General features: G+C 43.8%; 21 protein-coding genes. 10 read left to right on the forward strand and 11 right to left on the reverse strand.

Annotated features, from left to right (window positions below):
- Positions 1-26 precede the first annotated feature (26 nt).
- Together AC4EG4_RS14845 and AC4EG4_RS14850 are read right to left on the reverse strand one after the other, a co-directional pair.
- A complete protein-coding gene (locus AC4EG4_RS14845) occupies positions 27-470 on the reverse strand; it encodes an arsenate-mycothiol transferase ArsC (RefSeq protein WP_490979800.1) in 444 nt (147 codons plus the stop codon).
- Positions 471-637: 167 nt separating this feature from the next.
- Positions 638-1,156 carry a universal stress protein gene (locus AC4EG4_RS14850; protein WP_490979801.1) on the reverse strand — a complete coding sequence of 173 codons (519 nt, stop codon included), beginning with the start codon at positions 1,154-1,156 and terminating at the stop codon, positions 638-640.
- Between the two features lie 479 nt (positions 1,157-1,635).
- On the opposite strand from AC4EG4_RS14850, the gene AC4EG4_RS14855 reads away from it, so the two are divergent.
- Positions 1,636-3,372 (forward strand): ABC transporter ATP-binding protein, encoded by a 1,737-nt coding sequence (locus AC4EG4_RS14855; RefSeq protein ID WP_490979802.1) that lies wholly within the window; start codon positions 1,636-1,638, stop codon positions 3,370-3,372.
- 2 nt (positions 3,373-3,374) lie between these two features.
- Entirely contained in the window at positions 3,375-5,129 is a 1,755-nt protein-coding gene (locus tag AC4EG4_RS14860) for an ABC transporter ATP-binding protein (protein ID WP_490979803.1), read from the forward strand.
- A gap of 109 nt (positions 5,130-5,238) precedes the next feature.
- Here AC4EG4_RS14860 and AC4EG4_RS14865 read toward each other — a convergent pair whose 3' ends face one another.
- Complete coding sequence (locus AC4EG4_RS14865) at positions 5,239-5,442, reverse strand: YheE family protein (protein ID WP_490979804.1); 204 nt, start codon at positions 5,440-5,442, stop codon at positions 5,239-5,241.
- An 81-nt stretch (positions 5,443-5,523) separates the two neighbouring features.
- Between AC4EG4_RS14865 and AC4EG4_RS14870 the strand changes: the two genes are divergently transcribed.
- The 3 genes from AC4EG4_RS14870 (at position 5,524) to AC4EG4_RS14880 (ending at position 7,904) form a co-directional block, all read left to right on the forward strand.
- A complete protein-coding gene (locus AC4EG4_RS14870) occupies positions 5,524-6,666 on the forward strand; it encodes a DUF445 domain-containing protein (protein WP_490979805.1) in 1,143 nt (380 codons plus the stop codon).
- A gap of 21 nt (positions 6,667-6,687) precedes the next feature.
- The gene (locus AC4EG4_RS14875; protein ID WP_142828736.1) at positions 6,688-7,035 is read left to right on the forward strand and encodes a YlbF family regulator; all 348 of its coding nucleotides are present in this window, start codon (positions 6,688-6,690) and stop codon (positions 7,033-7,035) included.
- An 89-nt stretch (positions 7,036-7,124) separates the two neighbouring features.
- Positions 7,125-7,904, forward strand: coding sequence for an enoyl-CoA hydratase (locus AC4EG4_RS14880; RefSeq protein WP_490988257.1), 780 nt, complete (start codon positions 7,125-7,127; stop codon positions 7,902-7,904).
- A gap of 40 nt (positions 7,905-7,944) precedes the next feature.
- Here AC4EG4_RS14880 and AC4EG4_RS14885 read toward each other — a convergent pair whose 3' ends face one another.
- Positions 7,945-8,130: a YhzD family protein gene (locus tag AC4EG4_RS14885; RefSeq protein ID WP_490979807.1), complete on the reverse strand. Its 186-nt coding sequence runs from the start codon at positions 8,128-8,130 to the stop codon at positions 7,945-7,947.
- 127 nt (positions 8,131-8,257) lie between these two features.
- Between AC4EG4_RS14885 and AC4EG4_RS14890 the strand changes: the two genes are divergently transcribed.
- From AC4EG4_RS14890 to yhaM, 5 genes are all read left to right on the forward strand, one after another.
- Entirely contained in the window at positions 8,258-9,157 is a 900-nt protein-coding gene (locus tag AC4EG4_RS14890; protein WP_490979808.1) for an ABC transporter ATP-binding protein, read from the forward strand.
- On the forward strand, positions 9,150-10,400 hold the full coding sequence (locus AC4EG4_RS14895; protein ID WP_490988258.1) for an ABC transporter permease: 1,251 nt from the start codon (positions 9,150-9,152) through the stop codon (positions 10,398-10,400). The genes AC4EG4_RS14890 and AC4EG4_RS14895 overlap by 8 nt, the downstream gene beginning before the upstream one ends.
- Positions 10,401-10,546: 146 nt before the next feature.
- The gene (locus tag AC4EG4_RS14900; protein ID WP_490979810.1) at positions 10,547-11,764 is read left to right on the forward strand and encodes a metallophosphoesterase family protein; all 1,218 of its coding nucleotides are present in this window, start codon (positions 10,547-10,549) and stop codon (positions 11,762-11,764) included.
- A 4-nt stretch (positions 11,765-11,768) separates the two neighbouring features.
- Positions 11,769-14,609, forward strand: a complete 2,841-nt coding sequence (locus AC4EG4_RS14905; protein WP_490988259.1) for an ATP-binding protein — start codon at positions 11,769-11,771, stop codon at positions 14,607-14,609.
- A complete protein-coding gene (yhaM, locus tag AC4EG4_RS14910; RefSeq protein WP_490979812.1) occupies positions 14,606-15,544 on the forward strand; it encodes a 3'-5' exoribonuclease YhaM in 939 nt (312 codons plus the stop codon). The genes AC4EG4_RS14905 and yhaM overlap by 4 nt, the downstream gene beginning before the upstream one ends.
- Positions 15,545-15,594: 50 nt before the next feature.
- On the opposite strand, the gene AC4EG4_RS14915 is transcribed toward yhaM, so the two are convergent.
- The 7 genes from AC4EG4_RS14915 to AC4EG4_RS14945 all read right to left on the reverse strand — a co-directional run bounded on the left by AC4EG4_RS14915 (position 15,595) and on the right by AC4EG4_RS14945 (position 19,888).
- Entirely contained in the window at positions 15,595-16,491 is an 897-nt protein-coding gene (locus tag AC4EG4_RS14915; RefSeq protein ID WP_490988260.1) for a peptidylprolyl isomerase, read from the reverse strand.
- Between the two features lie 108 nt (positions 16,492-16,599).
- Positions 16,600-16,785 (reverse strand): hypothetical protein, encoded by a 186-nt coding sequence (locus AC4EG4_RS14920; RefSeq protein WP_490979814.1) that lies wholly within the window; start codon positions 16,783-16,785, stop codon positions 16,600-16,602.
- 61 nt (positions 16,786-16,846) lie between these two features.
- Positions 16,847-17,392 carry a DUF3267 domain-containing protein gene (locus tag AC4EG4_RS14925; protein ID WP_490979815.1) on the reverse strand — a complete coding sequence of 182 codons (546 nt, stop codon included), beginning with the start codon at positions 17,390-17,392 and terminating at the stop codon, positions 16,847-16,849.
- Between the two features lie 101 nt (positions 17,393-17,493).
- On the reverse strand, positions 17,494-18,057 hold the full coding sequence (locus tag AC4EG4_RS14930; protein WP_490979816.1) for an HTH-type transcriptional regulator Hpr: 564 nt from the start codon (positions 18,055-18,057) through the stop codon (positions 17,494-17,496).
- Positions 18,058-18,277: 220 nt separating this feature from the next.
- Positions 18,278-18,697 carry a YtxH domain-containing protein gene (locus AC4EG4_RS14935; protein ID WP_490979817.1) on the reverse strand — a complete coding sequence of 140 codons (420 nt, stop codon included), beginning with the start codon at positions 18,695-18,697 and terminating at the stop codon, positions 18,278-18,280.
- Positions 18,698-18,822: 125 nt separating this feature from the next.
- Positions 18,823-19,353, reverse strand: coding sequence for a tryptophan transporter (locus AC4EG4_RS14940; protein WP_142828760.1), 531 nt, complete (start codon positions 19,351-19,353; stop codon positions 18,823-18,825).
- Between the two features lie 103 nt (positions 19,354-19,456).
- Positions 19,457-19,888, reverse strand: a complete 432-nt coding sequence (locus AC4EG4_RS14945; protein WP_490988261.1) for an HIT family protein — start codon at positions 19,886-19,888, stop codon at positions 19,457-19,459.
- Between the last annotated feature and the right edge of the window lie 81 nt (positions 19,889-19,969).

Below are 19,969 nucleotides of genomic sequence, written 5' to 3' on the forward strand. Positions count from 1 at the left end.
CTTCACCGAATTTACCGGTGAAGGTTTTATACGTAATCTGCACGGAAATAGGATTCCATGTTTTTAATGTTCATCGCAATTTCATCACAGATTTCCTGGTACAGTGCCCATTGTTCAACACTGTCAGTGGTACGGAGCTCAGGATTGCGAATGTCCCAACGCAATAACTTCTGGCTGGGCAAATCAGATGGAATGTCGTCCTGTTCCAGTTCGCCGTCGTGAAGTGCAATGATTAAATCAGCCTCGCTTACTTCGTTTGGATCATAAGTTCTGGCTTTAACTGCTGGAAGATCCAATATAACTTCTTTCATGACTTCCAAAGGCATGTCATTGGCAGAGGAGGTTGGATCCTGCGTCCAGGCAGCACTGCGAATTTCCCAATCAGGAAGCATGAGTCGATTAGCCCAAATTTCAGCCATTAAACCACGGTGCTGATGAGAAGATAAAAAGTAAACTGTTTGTCTTGGCATGGGTGATCCCTTCTTCCTGTTGGTTCCCTTATTTTTTCTTCTAGTAATCTTTACCCATCAACTGGGAAAGTAAACTGTTGAATTTGTGATGAATTTGTGATTTTTTTATTTGAATTTTGAAAATCCGATCTGCCGGTAAAATAACCTTCGCCAGCAAATCGGATTTTTTATTTGACGACCAATATGGAACTTGAAGAATCTCTAATCAGCTTTTTGCTGACTGAGCCAACGAAGAACTTTTGCAATCCTGATTTTCCGCTGTTGCCAATTACTAAAAGGTCAATATTTTGTTCCTCGATAAAAGCAGAAATCGTTTTGGTGGCATTGCCTTCTAAAGCAAGGACGGATGCTTTGGTGTTTTGTGCATCCAACTGCTGCTGAATAGAGGTATGCATATGCTTCGAATATTCAACTGTGGAATTGTCATACTCTTTTGGAGGACTGAATCCCTCATCGCCAATTCCAGGTGGCATAAACTGCGCGTAATTGCTGTCAACATTGGCTGAAATAACAGGAGCTGAAGCATTTCCAGCATCCATATAACCAACACTCTCTTTATAGTCTTCATTCACATAAATTACGGAAAGCTTGGCATCTGGCAATGCATTGACAAGTTCAACTGCTTTTTCGAGTGCAATCCGGCTTCCGTCAGATCCGTCGTATGCAACTGCAATGTTTTTATACATTTCCTTCACCCCTGTCTCATTAACTCTTATTTTTAAATTACCCTCAAGCCCTAGAATGAAACATTCGTAAACAATTCATCAAAGAAAGTATTTTCGAAAAATGTTGACAATTCAAAAAAGACTTTGGTACTCTTGAATTAACAAATAAAAGGAAATGGAGGTTATGATAATGAAAAAGACTAAAACTGTTGAGAAAAATCAATTTAATATCATTATCAGACCCTCCTGTATTTTTTTCTGAGCTTATTTCGGAAATAGAAATATTCGGGATGGATCTGTAAAATTGTCCTGTTTTCATGAGCGTGCGCCCATAAACGAGGCGTGCGCTTTTTTGTGGTTTGATCAGTTTAGAAGCTGTTTAAATAAAAATACAACGAGGAGCTGTTGAAGATGAAAATACTTCACAAAGGAAAAATTATGATCAAGGAATCTCTCGAAGGCGATTAGCGGATTTGCAGAAAAGAAAGAAGGCGTAAACAATGTTTGATGTATTATGGAAACTAAAATGGTTTTTTAAAGAAAATTGGCTGCGGTATACGACAGCGATTGTGCTGCTATTTATAGCCAATATTTTAGAAATTATTCCGCCCTGGCTGATTGGCGTCGCCATCGACTCTATTGCCCAAGGAGAATTGACGGCACAATTGATGTGGCAGTATATTGCTGTCTTGGCAGCAGCCATGGTGCTAGCCTATTTAATCAATTTTGTTTGGCAGTACCAATTGTTTGGCGGTGCGTACGTAATTGAGCGGCAGCTTCGTTCCAGTTTGATGGGACAGTTTTTAAAGATGACGCCGACATTTTACGAGAAAAATCGAACAGGCGACTTGATGGCTCGTGCCACCAATGATTTAAAGGCCATTTCTGAAACAGCTGGATTCGGTATTTTGACATTGGTGGATTCTACTTTATATATGGCAACCATCATCATTGCAATGGGTATGCTGGTTTCTTGGGAGTTGACCTTTTTCGCCATGATCCCATTGCCAATTTTAGCGATTGTGGTCCAAATGCTAGGCAAGAAAATTCATGCCCGCTATATGGAAGCGCAAGAAGCGTTCGGCGATATGAATGACAGTGTGCTGGAGTCGGTCGGAGGCGTTCGCGTCATCCGGGCCTATGTCCAGGAGCGCGCTTCAGAACAGCAATTTGCTGACATGACAGACGATGTTTATGAAAAGAATATGGCTGTAGAGCGGATTGATGCTTTATTTGCGCCGGTGACCAAAGTGCTGACATCGATTAGTTATATGGTGGGCCTCGGCTATGGAGCTTTTTTAGTAGCAGAGGGAACGATGTCACTCGGAGATTTAGTAGCGTTTAACGTTTACTTGGGGATGATTGTTTGGCCAATGTTTGCAATAGGCGAACTCATCAATATCCTGCAGCGGGGAAATGCCTCTTTGGATCGTGTCAATGAAACTTTGGACTATCCGGAAGATGTCACAGATCCGAAAGAACCTGTCAAAACCGGTCGTCCGGAACAGATCGGCTTTAAGGATTTCAGCTTTACTTATCCACAGTCCAGTTCCATCAATCTTCAAGGCATCAATCTTTCGATGAACAGTGGACAAACATTGGGGGTTGTCGGCAAGACGGGCAGTGGGAAAACGACTTTCGTCAAGCAGTTGATGAGGGAGTATCCAACCGGACAAGGGTCCATTTTAATGAATGGAATCGAATTAAAGAAATTGACAAAAGATCAATTGCGCAGCTGGATCGGCTATGTTCCGCAGGATCATGTGCTGTTTTCACGAACGATTCGAGAAAATATTTTGTTCGGCAAATCGGATGCCAGTGAAGAAGAATTGATCGAAGCCCTTCGCTTGTCTTATTTTGAAAAAGATTTGGCGCTCTTGCCAAATGGGCTGGATACATTGGTTGGCGAGAAAGGTGTTGCGTTATCGGGTGGTCAAAAGCAACGGATTTCGATCGCTCGTGCATTGATTAAAAACCCGGAAATCTTGATACTGGATGATTCCTTATCAGCAGTCGATGCGAAAACAGAAGCACGCATCATTGAAAACATCCAGGCTGAACGTTCCGGCAAAACAACCATCATCACTACGCACCGGCTCTCTGCAGTGAAGCATGCCGATTGGATTGTCGTACTTGATGATGGAAAAATTATAGAAGAAGGAACTCATGGTGATTTGCTGAAAACAAAAGGCTGGTATAACGAACAATTCCTCCGACAGCAAATCGAGGAGGTGTAGACATGGGGACAGGAAAACGATTACTGCAATACGCATTAAACTTTAAAAGCGTCCTGACATGGGGGTTAATCATGTTGGCGATTGCAGTGGCAGCCGATTTAGCCGCACCGCTGATCGCTATGGAGATCATTGATAATCACATAGCCGTGTCAGGAGAGACGGTGGACTTTGAGCCGATCGCGTATCTCTTGGCTTTGTTTTTCGCACTGGCAATCGTGACGGCGTTTTTCCGTTATTGGCAATCCATTTTGTTGCAAAAAGGAGCCAATCGGATTATCCGGAAAATGCGCAATGATGTTTACGAGCATACACAAACCTTGCCGATTCGTTATTTCGATAATTTGCCGGCAGGAAAAGTAGTGGCCCGCATTACCAATGATACAGAAGCCATCCGCGATTTATTCGTGACGGTATTGTCTCAATTTGCGACAAGCTTTATGTACATGGGCGGGATTTACGTTGCGTTGTTTTACCTTGATTGGAAAATGGCGGCCATGACCTTGGTGCTGATTCCCTTGCTGTATATTTGGATGCTGATTTACCGCAAGTATGCAGCCCGCTACAATCATGTGGTGCGGGAGAAAGTCAGTGAAATGAATGCCATGATCAACGAGTCGGTCCAAGGGATGACCATTATTCAGGCATTCCGCCGGGAACGCAAGATGAAAGATGAATTTGAGGAAATGAACGATGAGCATTACAAGTACCAAAAGAAATTATTGGTGCTTGAAGGAGCAGCTTCCTACAATTTGGTGGGAGTATTGCGGTCAATGACCTTCATCCTGTTTGTTTGGTATTTTGGAGGAGCTTCCATGTCCGGCAATACCATCGTCACAGTTGGTGTGTTGTATGCATTTATCGACTACATCATTCGGCTGTTTAATCCGATCAGCGGCATCGTTAATCAGTTTGGCCGTCTCGAACAAGCTTTGGTCGCGGCAGAACGGGTATTCCGTTTGCTGGATCAGAGCGGGGAAGCAGTCGTCGATAAGAAACTTGCGCGTTACCAAGGAAATGTTCGGTTTGAGAAAGTTTGGTTTGCTTATAAGGAACAGGAGTATGTGCTGAAAGATCTTTCTTTTGAAGCAAAGCAGGGGGAAACAGTGGCATTAGTTGGCCATACTGGTTCTGGCAAAAGTTCTATCATGAACTTGTTGTTCCGCTTTTATGATGTTTCGAAAGGGACAATTACGATTGACGGCGTTAACATTAATGACATGCCAAGGCAATCAATCAGGCAGCACATGGGCATTGTTCTGCAAGACCCTTACTTGTTCAGCGGAACAATCGAATCAAATGTAACGCTTGGCGATGAACGAATCACCAGAGAAATGGTGATTGATGCATTGGCGGCGGTTGGCGGTGAGCGGGTATTGGCCCACTTGCCGAAAGGAATCGACGAGCCGGTGGTCGAAAAAGGCAGCACGCTTTCTTCTGGACAGCGGCAATTGGTGTCCTTTGCCCGTGCCCTGGCATTCGATCCAGCTATTTTAATATTGGACGAAGCCACATCCAATATTGATACAGAGACAGAAGAAATCATTCAGCACGCGATGGACGTATTGAAAAAGGGCAGAACAACCTTTATCATTGCGCATCGTTTATCAACAATCAAAAATGCCGATCGCATATTAGTACTGGAAAAAGGCGAAATTGCAGAATCAGGTTCTCATGAAGAACTAATGAAACTCGGCGGCACCTATTTCCAAATGTATAAAATTCAATCAGGAATGTCCCAAACCCAATCTGTTGGGTAAAAGGGACATTCCCTTTTTTGTCTGTAAAGAAGCTATCGCTGTTAAATTCGGCTGGTGTTCCCTATAATTGAAACAGCGAACGAAAAAAGCGCAGGAACTTTCCCGCGCTTTAATCGTATACATGGTAGAGCATGAGCTCATGAATCATGGTTTTGATGGTCTCTTCGTCTTGAGGGGGCGTTGAATTCCAACTGATGCTGCCATCCGGATGATACTCTCCGGTTATCCGTTCGTTTTTATAAAAGAAGGAAATGTTCCATCCTGGCAGTTGATGATTTTCAAACATCGGTGTGAATTTAAAATGCTGAAGCATGCAGATCCTCCTTTGCCTTACTCCTCCATTATAGGGGAATACTACGAATACACAAAGCAGAAAAAGAAAAGAGTGACAACAGTGAATATTATATGGACGTTAGCTTTTATGGCAGTGGTCGGCGCATTGATCGGTGGCGTTACCAATCACCTCGCAATCAAAATGCTTTTTTGGCCGTATGAGGCAAAATACATTGGCAAATGGCGGATTCCGCTGACGCCGGGTTTGATTCCTAAGCGGCGTGATGAACTATCTCGTCAACTCGGACGAACGGTCGTAGAACATTTATTAACACCGGAAACGTTCAAAAAACGTTTTTTTAATAAAGAAATGCATATGAAAACAGAAAAATGGATCAACCGGCAGCTGGATAAGCACTTGTTCGACTCACCGAAATCTTTTAATGACTGGCTCCTGGCAGCTGGGCAAACAGGTGTAGATGTGAAAATCGAAACCAAGCTGGATGAACTGGTTGACCTGCAAAAAGATTCTCTTCAATCTTATATTTCTGGAAAAACCATTCGTGAACTAATGCCAGACAACTGGAAAGTTGAAGCGGAGACAAAGCTGTTTGAAGGTGTGCAGTATGCGATTGACCAAGGTACAACTTATTTTGAATCACCGCATGGCAGACAAACCATCAAGTCGCTGCTGGATGAGTTTCTTGAGTCACGCGGACGCTTTGGCCATATGCTGCATTCCCTGCTTGGCGAGTCCAAGCCTCTAGTCGACCGCATTCAACCGGAAATCATTAAATTCCTTAATTCACCGAGAACCTTTGAACTGGTTGGAACGTTGGCGTACAGTGAATGGGAGAAAGTACAAGACCGGAGAGTCGATGAACTATTAAATGAATTTGATTTTGAGCCGGCATTGGACGCAGTAAAGCAGTATGTCCGTGAAAAAGCAGCGGTATCCACGCGTTTAAACGCAACACTTGCAGAGACTTGGCCTGGAGGGTTAGAATGGACAAGTGTCAATATTACTCCACTTGTGACAGACTTTGTCTTCGAGCAAGGAGAGCATAAACTGGAAGAAACCATATTGAAGATTGATATGGAAGGTATGGTGAAAGAGCAAGTCGATTCTCTGCCGCTCAGCCGCCTGGAAGAATTGGTGCTTGGGATATCACGGAGAGAATTTAAGATGATTACCGTATTGGGCGCTTTTCTGGGAGGATTCATCGGGATCTTCCAAGGAATTTTCGTTATGATACTAAACTAAAAACAGAGGAGAATGATGAAAATGGCAGTAAACATTTACGACGACATCAACAAATTGGAAAGCACGTTCCGTTCGACAGACGAGTTCAAGAAATTGGAGGAGGCTGTTGCACAAGTCACTTCAGACAACGAAGCAAACGAATTGTTCAAGAGCTTCCGCGATTTACAGATTTCTCTTCAGCAAAAGCAAACACAAGGTGAAGAAATTACAGAAGAAGAAATGATGAACGCGCAAAGCACAGCACAAGCAGCTCAGCAAAACGAAAAAATCTTGGCAATGCTTGAAGCCGAAATGGGATTGAGCCAAATGATCGAAGAAGTAAACCGCGTCTTGATCAAACCGGTACAATCTTTATACGAAAGCATGTAATTTTTTCTGAAATAAAGGAATTACACAGAGACACCCCGAATACGTAAAGGTGAATGACAATTCATTTTTACGAAGGGGTGTCTTTTTTTATGTACGAGACGATTAGATTGACGAAACAAGGACGAATTGGCCATTTGGTATTGAATCGGCCGAAATCGATGAACGCCATGAACGGAACGATGATGAAAGAATTGGCGGATTGCTTTGAATCACTGCTTCAGGACAGCACTGTGCAAGTGTTGATTATTCGCGGAGAAGGGCGTGCGTTCTCAGCTGGCGGCGACATTAAAGAAATGATGGATCCGGAAAACCCAATGGACATTGAGTTGGTCATGAAAGATGTCAGCCGCTTGGCCAAAGCGCTTTACACGCTGCCACAAATTACGATTGCTGCCATTCACGGGGCATCGGCAGGACTTGGATTTAGTATGGCTTTAGCTTGCGACCATGTCATTGCAGAAGAAAACAGCAAATTGGCGATGAACTTCATTGGCATCGGGCTGGTGCCGGATGGCGGGGGCCATTTCTTCATGAAAGAGCGTGTCGGCGTGCCGAAAGCCCAACAGATTATTTGGACTGGACAAACTTTAAAAGCACATGATGCACTCGCAAAAGGCCTAATCGAAGAAGTAACTGCCGAAGGGCGTGGCTTGGAACAAGCGGAAGCCTACGCAGCAGAAACCATCGCCTCTCCGGTCAGTGCCAAGCTTGCATCCAAGCACATACTTCATCAGCTGAAGGTCCATGAGTTGGAGGAAGTGTTGGAGATGGAAGCGGCAGCGCAAGCAGCGATGCGAAAATCGGCCGACCACTTGGAAGGCATACAGGCCTTTGTCGAAAAGCGCAAACCTGAATTTAAAGGCAATTAAAAAAACATGGCGGGAATTTTCCGCCATGTTTTTTGTGCGCTTATGAATGGAAAAGAAGAAGTTTGCCGGTTGGTGACGCTAATCGATGCGTTTGTTTGAGCAATTCTTTTTCTTCCAAAATCCCTTGTCCTTTGCCGCGTGCCTCTTCATCTGTTTCAGCTGTAAATGTTTCGTCCAGAATTTGTTTTCCTGTTTTTTCGAATGCAGTCAATTTGTAGGTTTTCAAGCAAATTCAATCCCTTCTGAATGGATATTCAGTTTAAGTATAAAGGGTTTCTTTTGAAAAGTCCTGCAATTGTTGAAACATTTCGGCAGATGCTTCGTAGTAAGTAGAAAGAGAGGGGCGAGCGGAAATGGCTTTGCATGTTGAACGAGTGACAAAAAAGTTCGGTGACTTTACGGCAGTGGACAATCTGTCGCTGTCGATTGAAGAAGGGGGAATGCATGGATTTCTCGGGGCAAATGGTGCCGGCAAGACGACAACCTTTCGAATGATTCTCGGGCTGTTGGATCCAACCCATGGCACCGTCCGTTGGAAAGGAAAACCCATTACCTATGCAAACAGTCCGGAAATTGGCTATTTGCCGGAAGAGCGCGGACTGTATCCTAAAATGAAAGTGGAAGAGCAGCTGGTGTATTTGGCTCAGTTGCGCAAGATGTCGAAATCGGATGCCAAACGTGAAACGTCTGCTTGGCTGGAACGCTTTGAAGTGCCGCATTATGGACAGAAAAAAGTAGAAGAACTGTCAAAAGGAAATCAGCAAAAAATTCAGTTGATTGCGTCGCTCCTGCACAAGCCTTCACTGCTCATATTGGATGAACCTTTTTCTGGGCTTGATCCAGTAAATGTGGAGATGCTGAAACGAGCTATTTTGGACTTCCAAAAACAAGGAGCAACCATTGTCTTTTCCAGTCACCGCATGGACCATGTGGAAGAATTATGCGATGACATGAGCATTTTGGATCGCGGCAAAGTTGTGGTCGGCGGTTCCATTAAAGAAGTGAAGCGGTCATTTGGCAAGCAAAAAGTCCGCTTGAATATGGATGCCGACCTGAGCGGATTGAGTACAATTCACGGCGTCGACCATTTCACCAAAACCAAAGACGGCGCATTGTTTCAAATTTCTGATGAAGAGGTGGCACAAGTGCTATTGGCAAACGCGATGAACCTTGGGACGCTTCGCCATTTTGCAGTAGAAGAACCTTCTTTGGAAGAAATTTTCATTGCGAAAGTGGGGAAAAATCATGCATAGTTTCTGGATTATTTTCAAGCAGGCATTTCTGACTAAAGCAAAAACAAAATCGTTTATTATCACAACATTGGTTGTTGTTGCCTCTTTTTTTCTGCTGGCAAACATACCAAACATCATCGCAGCTTTTGACGGCGATGAAGCTGAAGAAAATGTGTTGCATGTTCTGGATGAAACCACAGGGCTAATGGCGGAACTGCAAGCTCAATTGGATTTAATGGACAGTGGAATCGAAGCTGTACCGACGTACTTGACTGAAGATGAGTTGCAAGAAAGCATTGGGGAAGGCACAATTGACGACTATTTGGTGTTAACACAAAATGATCAATTGGGAGCCCGCTATATTTCAGAATCTGCCAATGAATTAGGAAGCGGCATCGAGATTGAAACGGCAGTTCAAGCCTTACATACAGCATTGACTGCGGAATCGCTTGGTTTGGATGATAACCAGGTAGGCCAGCTATTTATGCCAGTCGAATTTGAGCGCCAGGCAGTCTCAGAATCGTCTAAATCCCAAGAAGAACTGAGCCAGGCAAGAGGGCTGGTTTATGTTCTCATCATGCTCATTTATGTGGCAGTGATCTACTACCCGAACATGATTGCTATGGAAGTGGCAACGGAAAAATCTTCCCGTGTCATGGAAATCCTCATTTCCAGCGTGTCGCCGGTTAAGCACATGTTTGCAAAAATTTTAGGCATCGGCAGTTTGGGGATTTTGCAGATGATGATTTTCGGATTGGCTGGCTATTTTGCCATTCAAACGGCTGGCACGGATCTGACGGAAGGCTTCTTTAGCGTTATGGGCTTTTCTGAAGTCGAAATCAGTACATTCCTTTTTGCGATTCTCTTTTTCCTGTTGGGCTATTTCCTGTATGCAGTGCTGGCAGCTTTGCTTGGATCATTGGTCAGCCGGACAGAAGATGTGCAGCAATTGATGCTGCCGATGATGATTTTGATTATTATCGGATCGCTTATCGCATTTTCAGGCATTTCCATACCGGAAGCCGGTTATGTGACCGTCTCCTCTTTTATTCCATTTTTTGCGCCTTTAGTGATGTTCCTGCGCGTCGGCATGCTCGATTTGCCGCTGTGGGAGCCGCTGTTGTCGATTGCGATCATGCTGGTGACCATCGGCATCCTCGGCTGGTTCGGCGCCCGCGTTTACCGCGGAGGCGTTCTAATGTATGGCTCATCCCAGTCACTGAAAGATATCCGTAAAGCGATCCGTTTAGGGAATAATAAGTAGTAGATGTCAGCACCATTATAAAAGGTGAACTTTTTTGGCAGAACCTTAAGAAAGCTGTTTGCAGGAAGTTTCTTGCAAACAGTTTTTTTTATGGGATTTCCATGGTAAAATAAGAACAAATATTCGGTCTTTAAGAGGGGTTAATTATGGAATCGATTCGATTTATCCACACGGCAGATTTGCATTTGGGCAGCCCGTTTATCGGCATGAAGGGCTTGCGGAAAGAACATTGGAAAAAGCTGAAAGACAGCACCTTGGATGCTTTTGACCGGCTCGTTCAGCATGCGCTGGATGAGCAGCCTGATTTTGTGCTGATAGTCGGAGACATCTACGACGGAGAAGACCGAAGCATCCGTGCACAAGCACGCTTTCAGCAAGGAATGCAAAAGCTCTCAGAAAAGGAAATTCCGGTCATACTCAGCTACGGCAATCATGATCACTTAAGCGGCAATTGGACGCGTTTTGAACTGCCAAAAAATGTCCATGCGTTTGGTGATTCCGTCTCTCAATTTAAATTGGAAACGGCAAGTGGTCCGGTAACCTTTACCGGTTTCAGTTATGGCAAACGCCATGTCAGCGAATCGATGGTGGAACAATACCCGGCAGCGCAAAGTACGCAAGAATACCACATTGGCTTGCTGCATGGCAGTCTTGACGGTGAGTCGACACATGCTGTGTATGCACCTTTTAAAAAAGAGCAGCTGCTCAGCAAACAGTATGATTATTGGGCACTTGGCCATATTCATAAGCGTCAAGAACTGTTCCGCGAGCCGTCAATTGTTTACCCCGGCAACATTCAAGGGCGCCATCGCAAAGAAACTGGCGCAAAGGGATTTTACGACGTGACCTTGTCAAAAAGTGAAACTTCCCTGGAATTTATTCCAACCTCAGTCGTACAATTCGAGCAGCTAGCGATCTCAGTCAAAGGAATCTCTCACATGAACGAATTGATCGATGCCTGCCGAAATAGAATCAGTTTTTTGGGAGAGGCGATAGGAACAGCAATAGTCGATGTCGTCTTTACAGAACTGGATGAGGAAAGTTTGCAGCTGCTATCCGAAATTCCAGAAAGTGAACTGCTGGAAACCTTACAGGAATCGCTGGATGTGCTGGACCATTTTTGTTGGATTCAAGGAATTCAAATTCAGAAAGCAGGGATGGAAACAGAACTTTCGCCTCTTGGGGTTTCGCTAATTCAAACAATGGATGGTTGGAGCACAGAAGACTGGAAAGTTGTTTTAAAGGATTTATACAGACACCCCAAAAGCAGCCGCTTTTTAGAACCTCTGGAAGATCAGTCCGTCGCAGATCTTCAACGGGCCGCCGCACAAAAAATTCAACGCAGTATGCAGGCAGGAGAGTAACCGAATGAAAATCGACAAACTGGTCATCTACGGTTTCGGCAAACATGAAAATCGGACAATTGAGTTGACGGACCAACTGGCATTATTTTATGGCCCCAATGAAGCTGGGAAAACAACCATGCAGCAATTTATCATTCAAATTCTGTTTGGCTTTCCGTCTCGCAATCATGCACAATTGCGCTATGAACCAAAGAACGGCGGGAAATATGGCGGTCAGCTCCATATTACCGATCCGGACTATGGGAAGCTTGTAGTGGAACGAATAAACGGGAAATCTGCTGGGGATGTGACAATCTTTTTTGAAGATGGCACAAGAGGGTCAGAAGCAGAATTAAAGCAGTTGTTGCGCAGTTATGACCGGGACTCGTTTGAAGCCGTTTTTTCTTTTTCCATTCATGAGCTGCAAGGGCTTGAAGGGCTAAATGAAACGGAGCTGAGCCGAACTTTGCTGGCTTCTGGGACAACTGGCATTGATACAGTGACACGTTTGGAAAACCAGCTTGAAAAGGAACTGGCGTTGCTCTTCAAAAAGAGTGGCCGCAATCCGGAAATAAATGTGTTGGCAGACGAACTCCGTGCCATTGAAGCCGAGCTGAAGGAATACCGGCATCAGACCGAGCTATATGCTCCTTATTTGGAGCGGCTGCGGGAAATTGAGTTGCGTTTGATCGCAATTGAAACTGAAGAAATGACAACGGAACAAAAACGAAAGCAACTTGGCAAATGGCAACAGGCAGCACCATTGCTTTCGGACAAAAAAGCATTGGCTGAACAAATCAAAGCATTGGGCTTTAAACAATTTCCGGTGGATGGCAAAAGGCAGATGGACCGATTGGTGGATAAACTGTCGGAAACCAAAGCCAGCCTGGAGCATTTAACCAATCAGCAGAACCGCATGCCAGAATTGGAGGCTGGAGAATCCATTTTGGCGCTGGAAAACCTGTTGAACCGTGAAACTGACTGGCATCAATTGAGACTGCAGCTGGAGCATAAACGCAGTGAGCATGCACAGCTGTCAGAAGACCGCCAAACAACTTTACTGCTGCTTGGCTTGTCTGAACAGCAAGCCCTGGCTGTGGATGTTTCTTTGAGCAACGAAGAGCAATTGGTCAGCATACTGAAAGACTTGGATGTCGAAGAAGAGGATCAGCGTTACCGTCTTCGCAATCTACAGGAGGAAAAAAACAAACTGGCACAGACGGAAAAGGAGCTGACTTCATTTTTAGCAGGTGAGCCCTCCGGAAAAGAACGCTTGGCAGCAGAACAGTGGCCAGCAATTTCGGTTAAATTGGCTGAAGCAAAAGCAGCTTCAAAGTTTCAAACTGCCACTAGTGGAAAGGATCGGCTCGTCAACTACATGTTAATGGCTCTGGGCCTGATCATAACGGTTTTTGGATTGATGGAGCCATCCGTCCTAATGGTGGTGCTGGGGATAGCGGCAATCGGAGCTGGCGTCTGGCTGTTTTTGAAAATGGCTAAACCGGTAGAGTTCTCAACAGGATACCAGGCAATTTTAAAAGAATACGATGGGAAAGAAAGCGAACACGAAGCCATATCAAGAAAAGTTTCAGAATTTGACCACCATTTGGATAGTCTAATGGCGCAACGGGATGCCAACAAAAAGAAGCTCGCTCTCTATTCGGCAGAAAACCACAATCCGCCTGCAAGAGCCGCCTACCAACAGTTCCTGCTTGAAATTGGCATTCAGCCTCAAGCAAGCCGAACCATGGTGCTGGAGCTCTTCGAAAAACTTCGGAACGTACAAGGCATCTACTCGAGACTGGAGCGGATCACGACAGAAATTCAGCTGTTGGAAGAGCGCCAAAAAGAGTGGCTGGACAAAGCAGAGGCAGTGTGCGGCAAAGAACTCGCTGCGGGTGAGCTGATCCCAGCCTTGCGTACAGAACTGACGCAACGAAAGCAAAAGCAGGAATACTGGTTAAAAGGGGAAGAAAAAAAAGCAGAGCTGCAGCAGGAGATTGACCGCTTGACGGTTTACCGTAATCAGCTTGAAAAAGAGCAGTTTGTTTTGTTGGACTATGCCCATGCAAAAGATGTTTCTGCATATTACCAGACATCGGAAGAGTGGGAGCGAAAACAGCAGCTGGAAAAAGAACTTGTGCTAATTGATGGCCAACTGTCAGCCATTGGAGAAGTGGACTTAGGAGATGACTGGCAGCCTGAAGGGATTCAACTGGCATTAGAGAAGGGACAGCTCCATTTGGCCCAGTGCAAAACGGAGCGAAACCAGCTATTGGCTGAACATGCCGATAAGCAGCAGCTGACACGTTTGTTATTGTCGGATACTTCTTATGAAGAAAAACAGCAGGAATTTGAAGAGAAAAAGGCTGAATTTGCAGAGTTGGCAAGCCAATGGTCCATCAACAAAGCGATTGTGGAAGCAATCAACCAAACCATGGATGAATTAAAAGACAAGAAACTGCCGGCAGTATTGGACAATGCACAGCTTTATTTCAACCGATTGACCAATGGTTCCTATAAGGGCTTGGCTATGAATGCAGCTGGCTATTTCGAAGCTGAAAGACAAGATGGCACCTATTTCCGAATCGCGGAACTCAGCCAGGCAACGAAAGAACAAGCTTATCTGGCGTTGAGGCTGTCTTTAGCCCAATCCATGAAGAACAGCCATCCTTTTCCTATAATTATGGATGATGCTTTTGTCCATTTTGATCGCAGTCGGCTTCAGCAAATGATAAACTTAGTGACAGAGCTGCAAAAAGAGCATCAGTTCATTTATTTTACTTGCCACGAAGGCATGCAGGAGGCTTGGCCGAATGCGCAGATCATCAAAGTGGCCAATACCGAAAGGAGCGTTCATTCATGACTAAAGGAATTACACAGCGTGCAGTGGGAGAGACCGTCGATGAGTTCTTACTGATCAAGCAGTCGATCAAGGGCGTCACAACTACTGGCAATCCATTTATTTCACTGGTATTGCAGGATAAAAGTGGGGATATCGAAGCAAAATTATGGGATACCAAAGACGAACAGGAAAAAACATTTGCAGCGGAAACAATTGTGCGGGTTGGCGGGGAAATCCACAACTACAGAGGGAAAAACCAATTGCGCATCAAAAGCATCCGGCCGGCAAAACCCGAAGAAAATCAATCCATAGCAGACTTAATGCCATCGTCAGAAAAATCAACAGACGAGTTGCTGGAAGAAGTCATGAAGTATCTGTTCGAAATGGAAAATCCGCAAATTCAACGGATTACCCGTTTCATGCTGAAAAAATACCAGCAGCAATTTCTGACATTTCCAGCAGCAACGCGCAATCATCACGACTACGTGTCAGGTCTAGCAGACCACGTCGTTTCCATGCTGAAATTGGGCAAGGCGTTGGTGGAAATTTATCCGGGATTGAACAAAGATTTGCTGTTTGCGGGGATTATCCTGCATGACATTGGCAAAGTTATCGAGCTTTCAGGTCCAATCGCTACAACTTACACTGTAGAAGGCAACTTGATCGGCCATATCTCCATCATGGTGACAGAAGTGGCAAAAGCTGCGGAAGAGCTGGAGATTGAAGGAGAGGAAGTAATGCTGCTTCAACACATCATCTTGTCGCATCACGGCAAGGAAGAGTGGGGCAGTCCAAAAAAACCGATGTTGAAAGAAGCGGAAATCTTGCATTATATCGATAACATCGATGCCAAGATGATGATGCTGGACCGCGTTCTTGGAAAAACCAAAGAAGGCGAGTTTTCCGAACGCGTCTTTGCATTGGATAATCGCTCATTCTACAAACCGAAGATTTGAGAAAAACCCCCACTTCCAAACAAGGAAGTGGGGGTTTTGGGTTTCATTTATTATTCTGCAGGAGCAGCTTCTGGAGCGGGTTCTGGATTTAAAATATCATCCAAAGCGCCTTCAAGATCTTCGTCTTGGATTTCTACATTGGCTTCTTCCATCAATTCAGCAACTTTCGGCAGCAAAGTGGTTTGATCTGCTTTTGAAAGTGCAATTTCAGAACGGATGTCTTCTTCTTGGTCTTCAAGTGCGGGTTGGTCTTCTACTTGGCGCGTCTCAAGAACTTGAATAATGTGGAATCCAAATTCTGAAGCTACCGGCTCGCTGATCTCATCAACTTCAAGGCCGTATGCAACTTCTTCGAATTCAGGAACCATCGCTCCTGGACCGAACCAGTCAAGGTTTCCGCCATTTGCAGCAGAAGCAGTGTCCGTAGAATTTTCTTCAGCTAAAGCAGCAAAATCGCCGCCTTCATCCAATTCTGTTTTAAGAGAATTGGCTGTTTCTTCATCCGCCACGAGGATATGGCGTGCGTTCAACTCAGTGCCTTGGCGCTCGTATTGTGTTTGGATTTCTTCATCTGTCACTTCGACGCCTTCAGTCAATGCTTTTTCCTGCAATAAATTCAAACGGATGACTTTTTTGTAGCTGTCTTCTGTTTGGTTGTTTTGCGTTAGAAATTGCTCAAAGCTATCTCCAAGTTCTTCTTTGTTGCTATCAAATTCTGCGTTGACTTCTTCGTCAGTCACTTCATAATTTTCAGCAAGCACTTTCTCAATCATGAGAATTTGGACTGCTTGCTCACCGATTGATGTTTTCATTTCTTCATAAAGCTCATCTTTTGTGACATCTCCAGCGTCAGAGGTAATGATAACTTCTCCATCACCGTTGTCGCTGCATGCGGCCAATGCCAATACAGATGCAGCTAAAGTAACTGTTAAAAAAGGTTTTTTCATTCAATATCGCTCCCAACTTCTATCTAGATGCAGTTCTTATCAATAGTATACACGTTTTAGCAGCTAAAAAGTTCCTAAAAAAAGACACTTGCCATAAGGCAAGTGGATTTAAGGTGTAAATTCTACGCCTACATACAACGAGACCAACAATATTGTGATTAATATATTTATCGTACGGAATATTTTTTGATGATTTTCTTCCGGGATTTCCCGAGAAGTGACAAGTGCCAATGTCATCCGGTTAATCTGAAACAGATAAAACACGGAGAACATAACAATGAGTGCGATAATCATGAGTTTCCTCCCCTCTGGCTTTACTTTCTAGTATAACAAAAACGGGAAGAAAAAACAGGAATCAGCTAACCACTGGTGGCACAAGGATTTCAAAACCAGTTTCTGTTTCTTCTATAAACGCATGCTTAGGAGAACGCAGCAAGTTGCGCAGGTAGATGAGGTCTGTCAAACATAGAGCCGAGTGATAGGCCAAAAGCATAGCAAAGTAGTGGCTGTACGAAGGCATGGTAAGACTTGCTGCCACAATAACCGTGTTTAAAACAAGAAATGGCGTAGCTAGCGACAGCAGGAAACGGACCTTAGAAACCGGCTCATTGACGTGCAGTGAAATTCCTGGACAAACTTTCATGTGTTTTCGGATGATGAGTTTTAATGATTTATGGCAGCCGATCATTGGCAAGAAATGTAAGGTTTTGTGAACGGGATAAATGGCTATTACAGCCAAAATAAAAAATAGGAAATACTGATCGGATAATGGTGCAGCGTATGCGATCGCCAGTCCAATATAGGACGCCATAAAAACCGCGATTCCAAAAAGTGCAGAGATCATAAAAAGTCGATCAAATCCGTATTGCTTTTTCATGTTGATTGTTTTCCAGCAGTGCATGCATGCATCTCCTAAGTACTAAATTCATTTTCGAGTCGATACATACAATACAACGATTTATAGGGAAATGCAACCATAAATTTCAATCAGGAAATTGTGGATTATTGCTTGCTTTCCTGATGTGTAATCACGTGATTTTCTTCACTGAACTTATTTTCAATATTTTTGAAGGACGCTTCAAAAATTTCCATGAAATCATCGCCATAAATATTGCGAATCACGGCCATGATGTCCATGAATTCAGGAAACTTTCCATACATTTCACGCAAAGGAAGGGACCCATCAATAACCGAGTGTGGCGTGTCATGATAGTTTTCTATCATTTCCTGCATCAACTTTTCACCTTTTTCGGTCAACTGTACATACGTATTCCGTTTGTCAGTGTCACGTTTTGAAAAAGACAGCAATTCACGTTCTTCCAACTTTTTCGAAAAATTAAAAGCTGTTGATACATGCATGACGCCAAATTTAGCAACATCTGAGATGGAAGCTCCCTTTAAGTGGTAGGAAATCCAAAGAATGTGGTGCTCATTAATATTCAAATCATAAGGTTTTATCCACATTTGCCAGTCTTTTTCGACAGCTTTCCATAACGCTTTTGATAATTGCCCAATGCGTTGGCTAAACAACATAGCCTCTTTCATGGTATATTCCTTCTCGTTCACACAAGCACCAACTTTCTTCCGAAATATTTTCTTTATTATAGCAGTAAAGCAAACGTAATTAAAGTAAGAATAGTAAAATAATTTACAGGTAAAATATGAAATATTCTGATATTAATGAAATGCAGATTTGGAAGGAGGATCTTCCTTGCAGTGAAGGGTTTTTTGCCAAACAAGCGTGGTGATTTTGACTAAATAAAAAGCCGCCTGTGAGGGCAGCAGATTAAGCACTTTGTGTATCGTCATCGACTTTTTCTTTTTTCGGTTTATCATCATCTTTATCTTTCTTGTCTTTGCTGATCGTGTTTTGCAACTCTTCGATGGCATTTTGGATGGCCATGATTTCCAGCTGAAGGTGTTCTTTAGCCGGAGCGGTGCTCTCTGTCCAAGTTTCAAGTGAAGCTTTCAACCCATCAATTGCTTCAGGAAGCTGTGTTTTGGCTTCTTCTGTCAAATGATTAATCGACTCTTTTAAGCCATTTACTTTTTCTTTTAGGTCATTTAAGTACTCTTTCCACTCAGCCGATGTCGATTTCACCGTCGTACGGAACTCTGGCCCTGATTGTGGAGCAGAGAATAACGCTGTTGCAGCTCCAGCCACTAACCCTGTTGCTAATCCTAAGAAAAATCTTGATGCTTTCATGTATGAAACGCCCCTTTCATCCTATATGCTTCTTTTCCTTTATTTTACCTAATTAAAACATAAAGATGAATGACTATTCAATAAAAAAAAGCTTTCGCCCCAAATAATGGCGAAAAGCTTCTTTTTTAAGCGGCTTGAGAAACAGCCGTATCGAATTTGGAACGCTTGACCAATGTAATGACAATCGGATAGATAAAGGCGAAAGCGACTCCGTTCATCAGTACTGCAGGCAAGACCACTGTTGCAAGCAACAGGCTGAAAGGAATATTGGCCCCAATCACGAAAATGGCTGCAGAAAGGAAAATCGTTCCGGACAATAGCGTACCGACTGCACAAAGGGCAATCGTGACTGGCAGTTTGGAAACAAATTTCTTCAGGATCATTACCAAAGCAAGAAAAACAAAAGCAGTGATGAATTTATCGATGATGTTCGGGAAAAATCCACCTGGGAAAGTAGAAAACAACCCGGATAGGACGCCCGTAGTGACCGCCAATAAAAACACGCTTTTTACATTTGGGAATAACAGAATGCCGACAAACATCATCGTCAACATGAAATCGGGTTTCATTCCACCATTGATGCCTGGAATCACCACGTAAAGTGTGGCTCCAACGCTGACCAGCAGCGCCATTAAAACTAAATTCTTTGTATTCATTTCTCATCTCTCCTCAGCTATGTGCTAGATCTTTTTCCCGGTCGTGTCCTCATGACCGCCGGCGAAAAACTCTTTCTGATTTTATCCTGTCCACTTTCGGAAATCAAGCGTCAGCGTTTAACTTTTGTTTAACACTCTCTGCAAGCTCCTGAATGCGTTCTGAAGTGAATTCTTTCTCTTTGGTCATCCATTTGGCTCCGAAGCCGTCGGTTTGACCGTAGCGGGGGATAAAGTGCAAATGAAAATGAAGAACACTTTGTCCGGCTTTTGCACCATTATTGTTTAATAGGTTCATGCCTTCGGGTTGAAAGGTTTCATTGATCGCGCTGGCAATTTTCGGTGCAACAGAAAACAGGTTGCCTGCTTCTTCTGGCGTCATGTCATAGACAAATTCACGATGTGTTTTGGGAATGAGCAGGGTATGGCCTTTAGATAAGGGCATGATATCCATAAAAGCAAAGACGTGTTCATCTTCATAAATTTTTACGCTCGGAATTTCACCTGCAACGATTTTACAGAAAATACAATTTGTCATCGGGATCATCCTTTCTATTTTTCTCATTTTACCATATTTGCCTTATCAGAAAAGAATTTGATAGCTGGTTTTGATACAATA

This window comes from Planococcus sp. TJ-201, assembly GCF_058268495.1.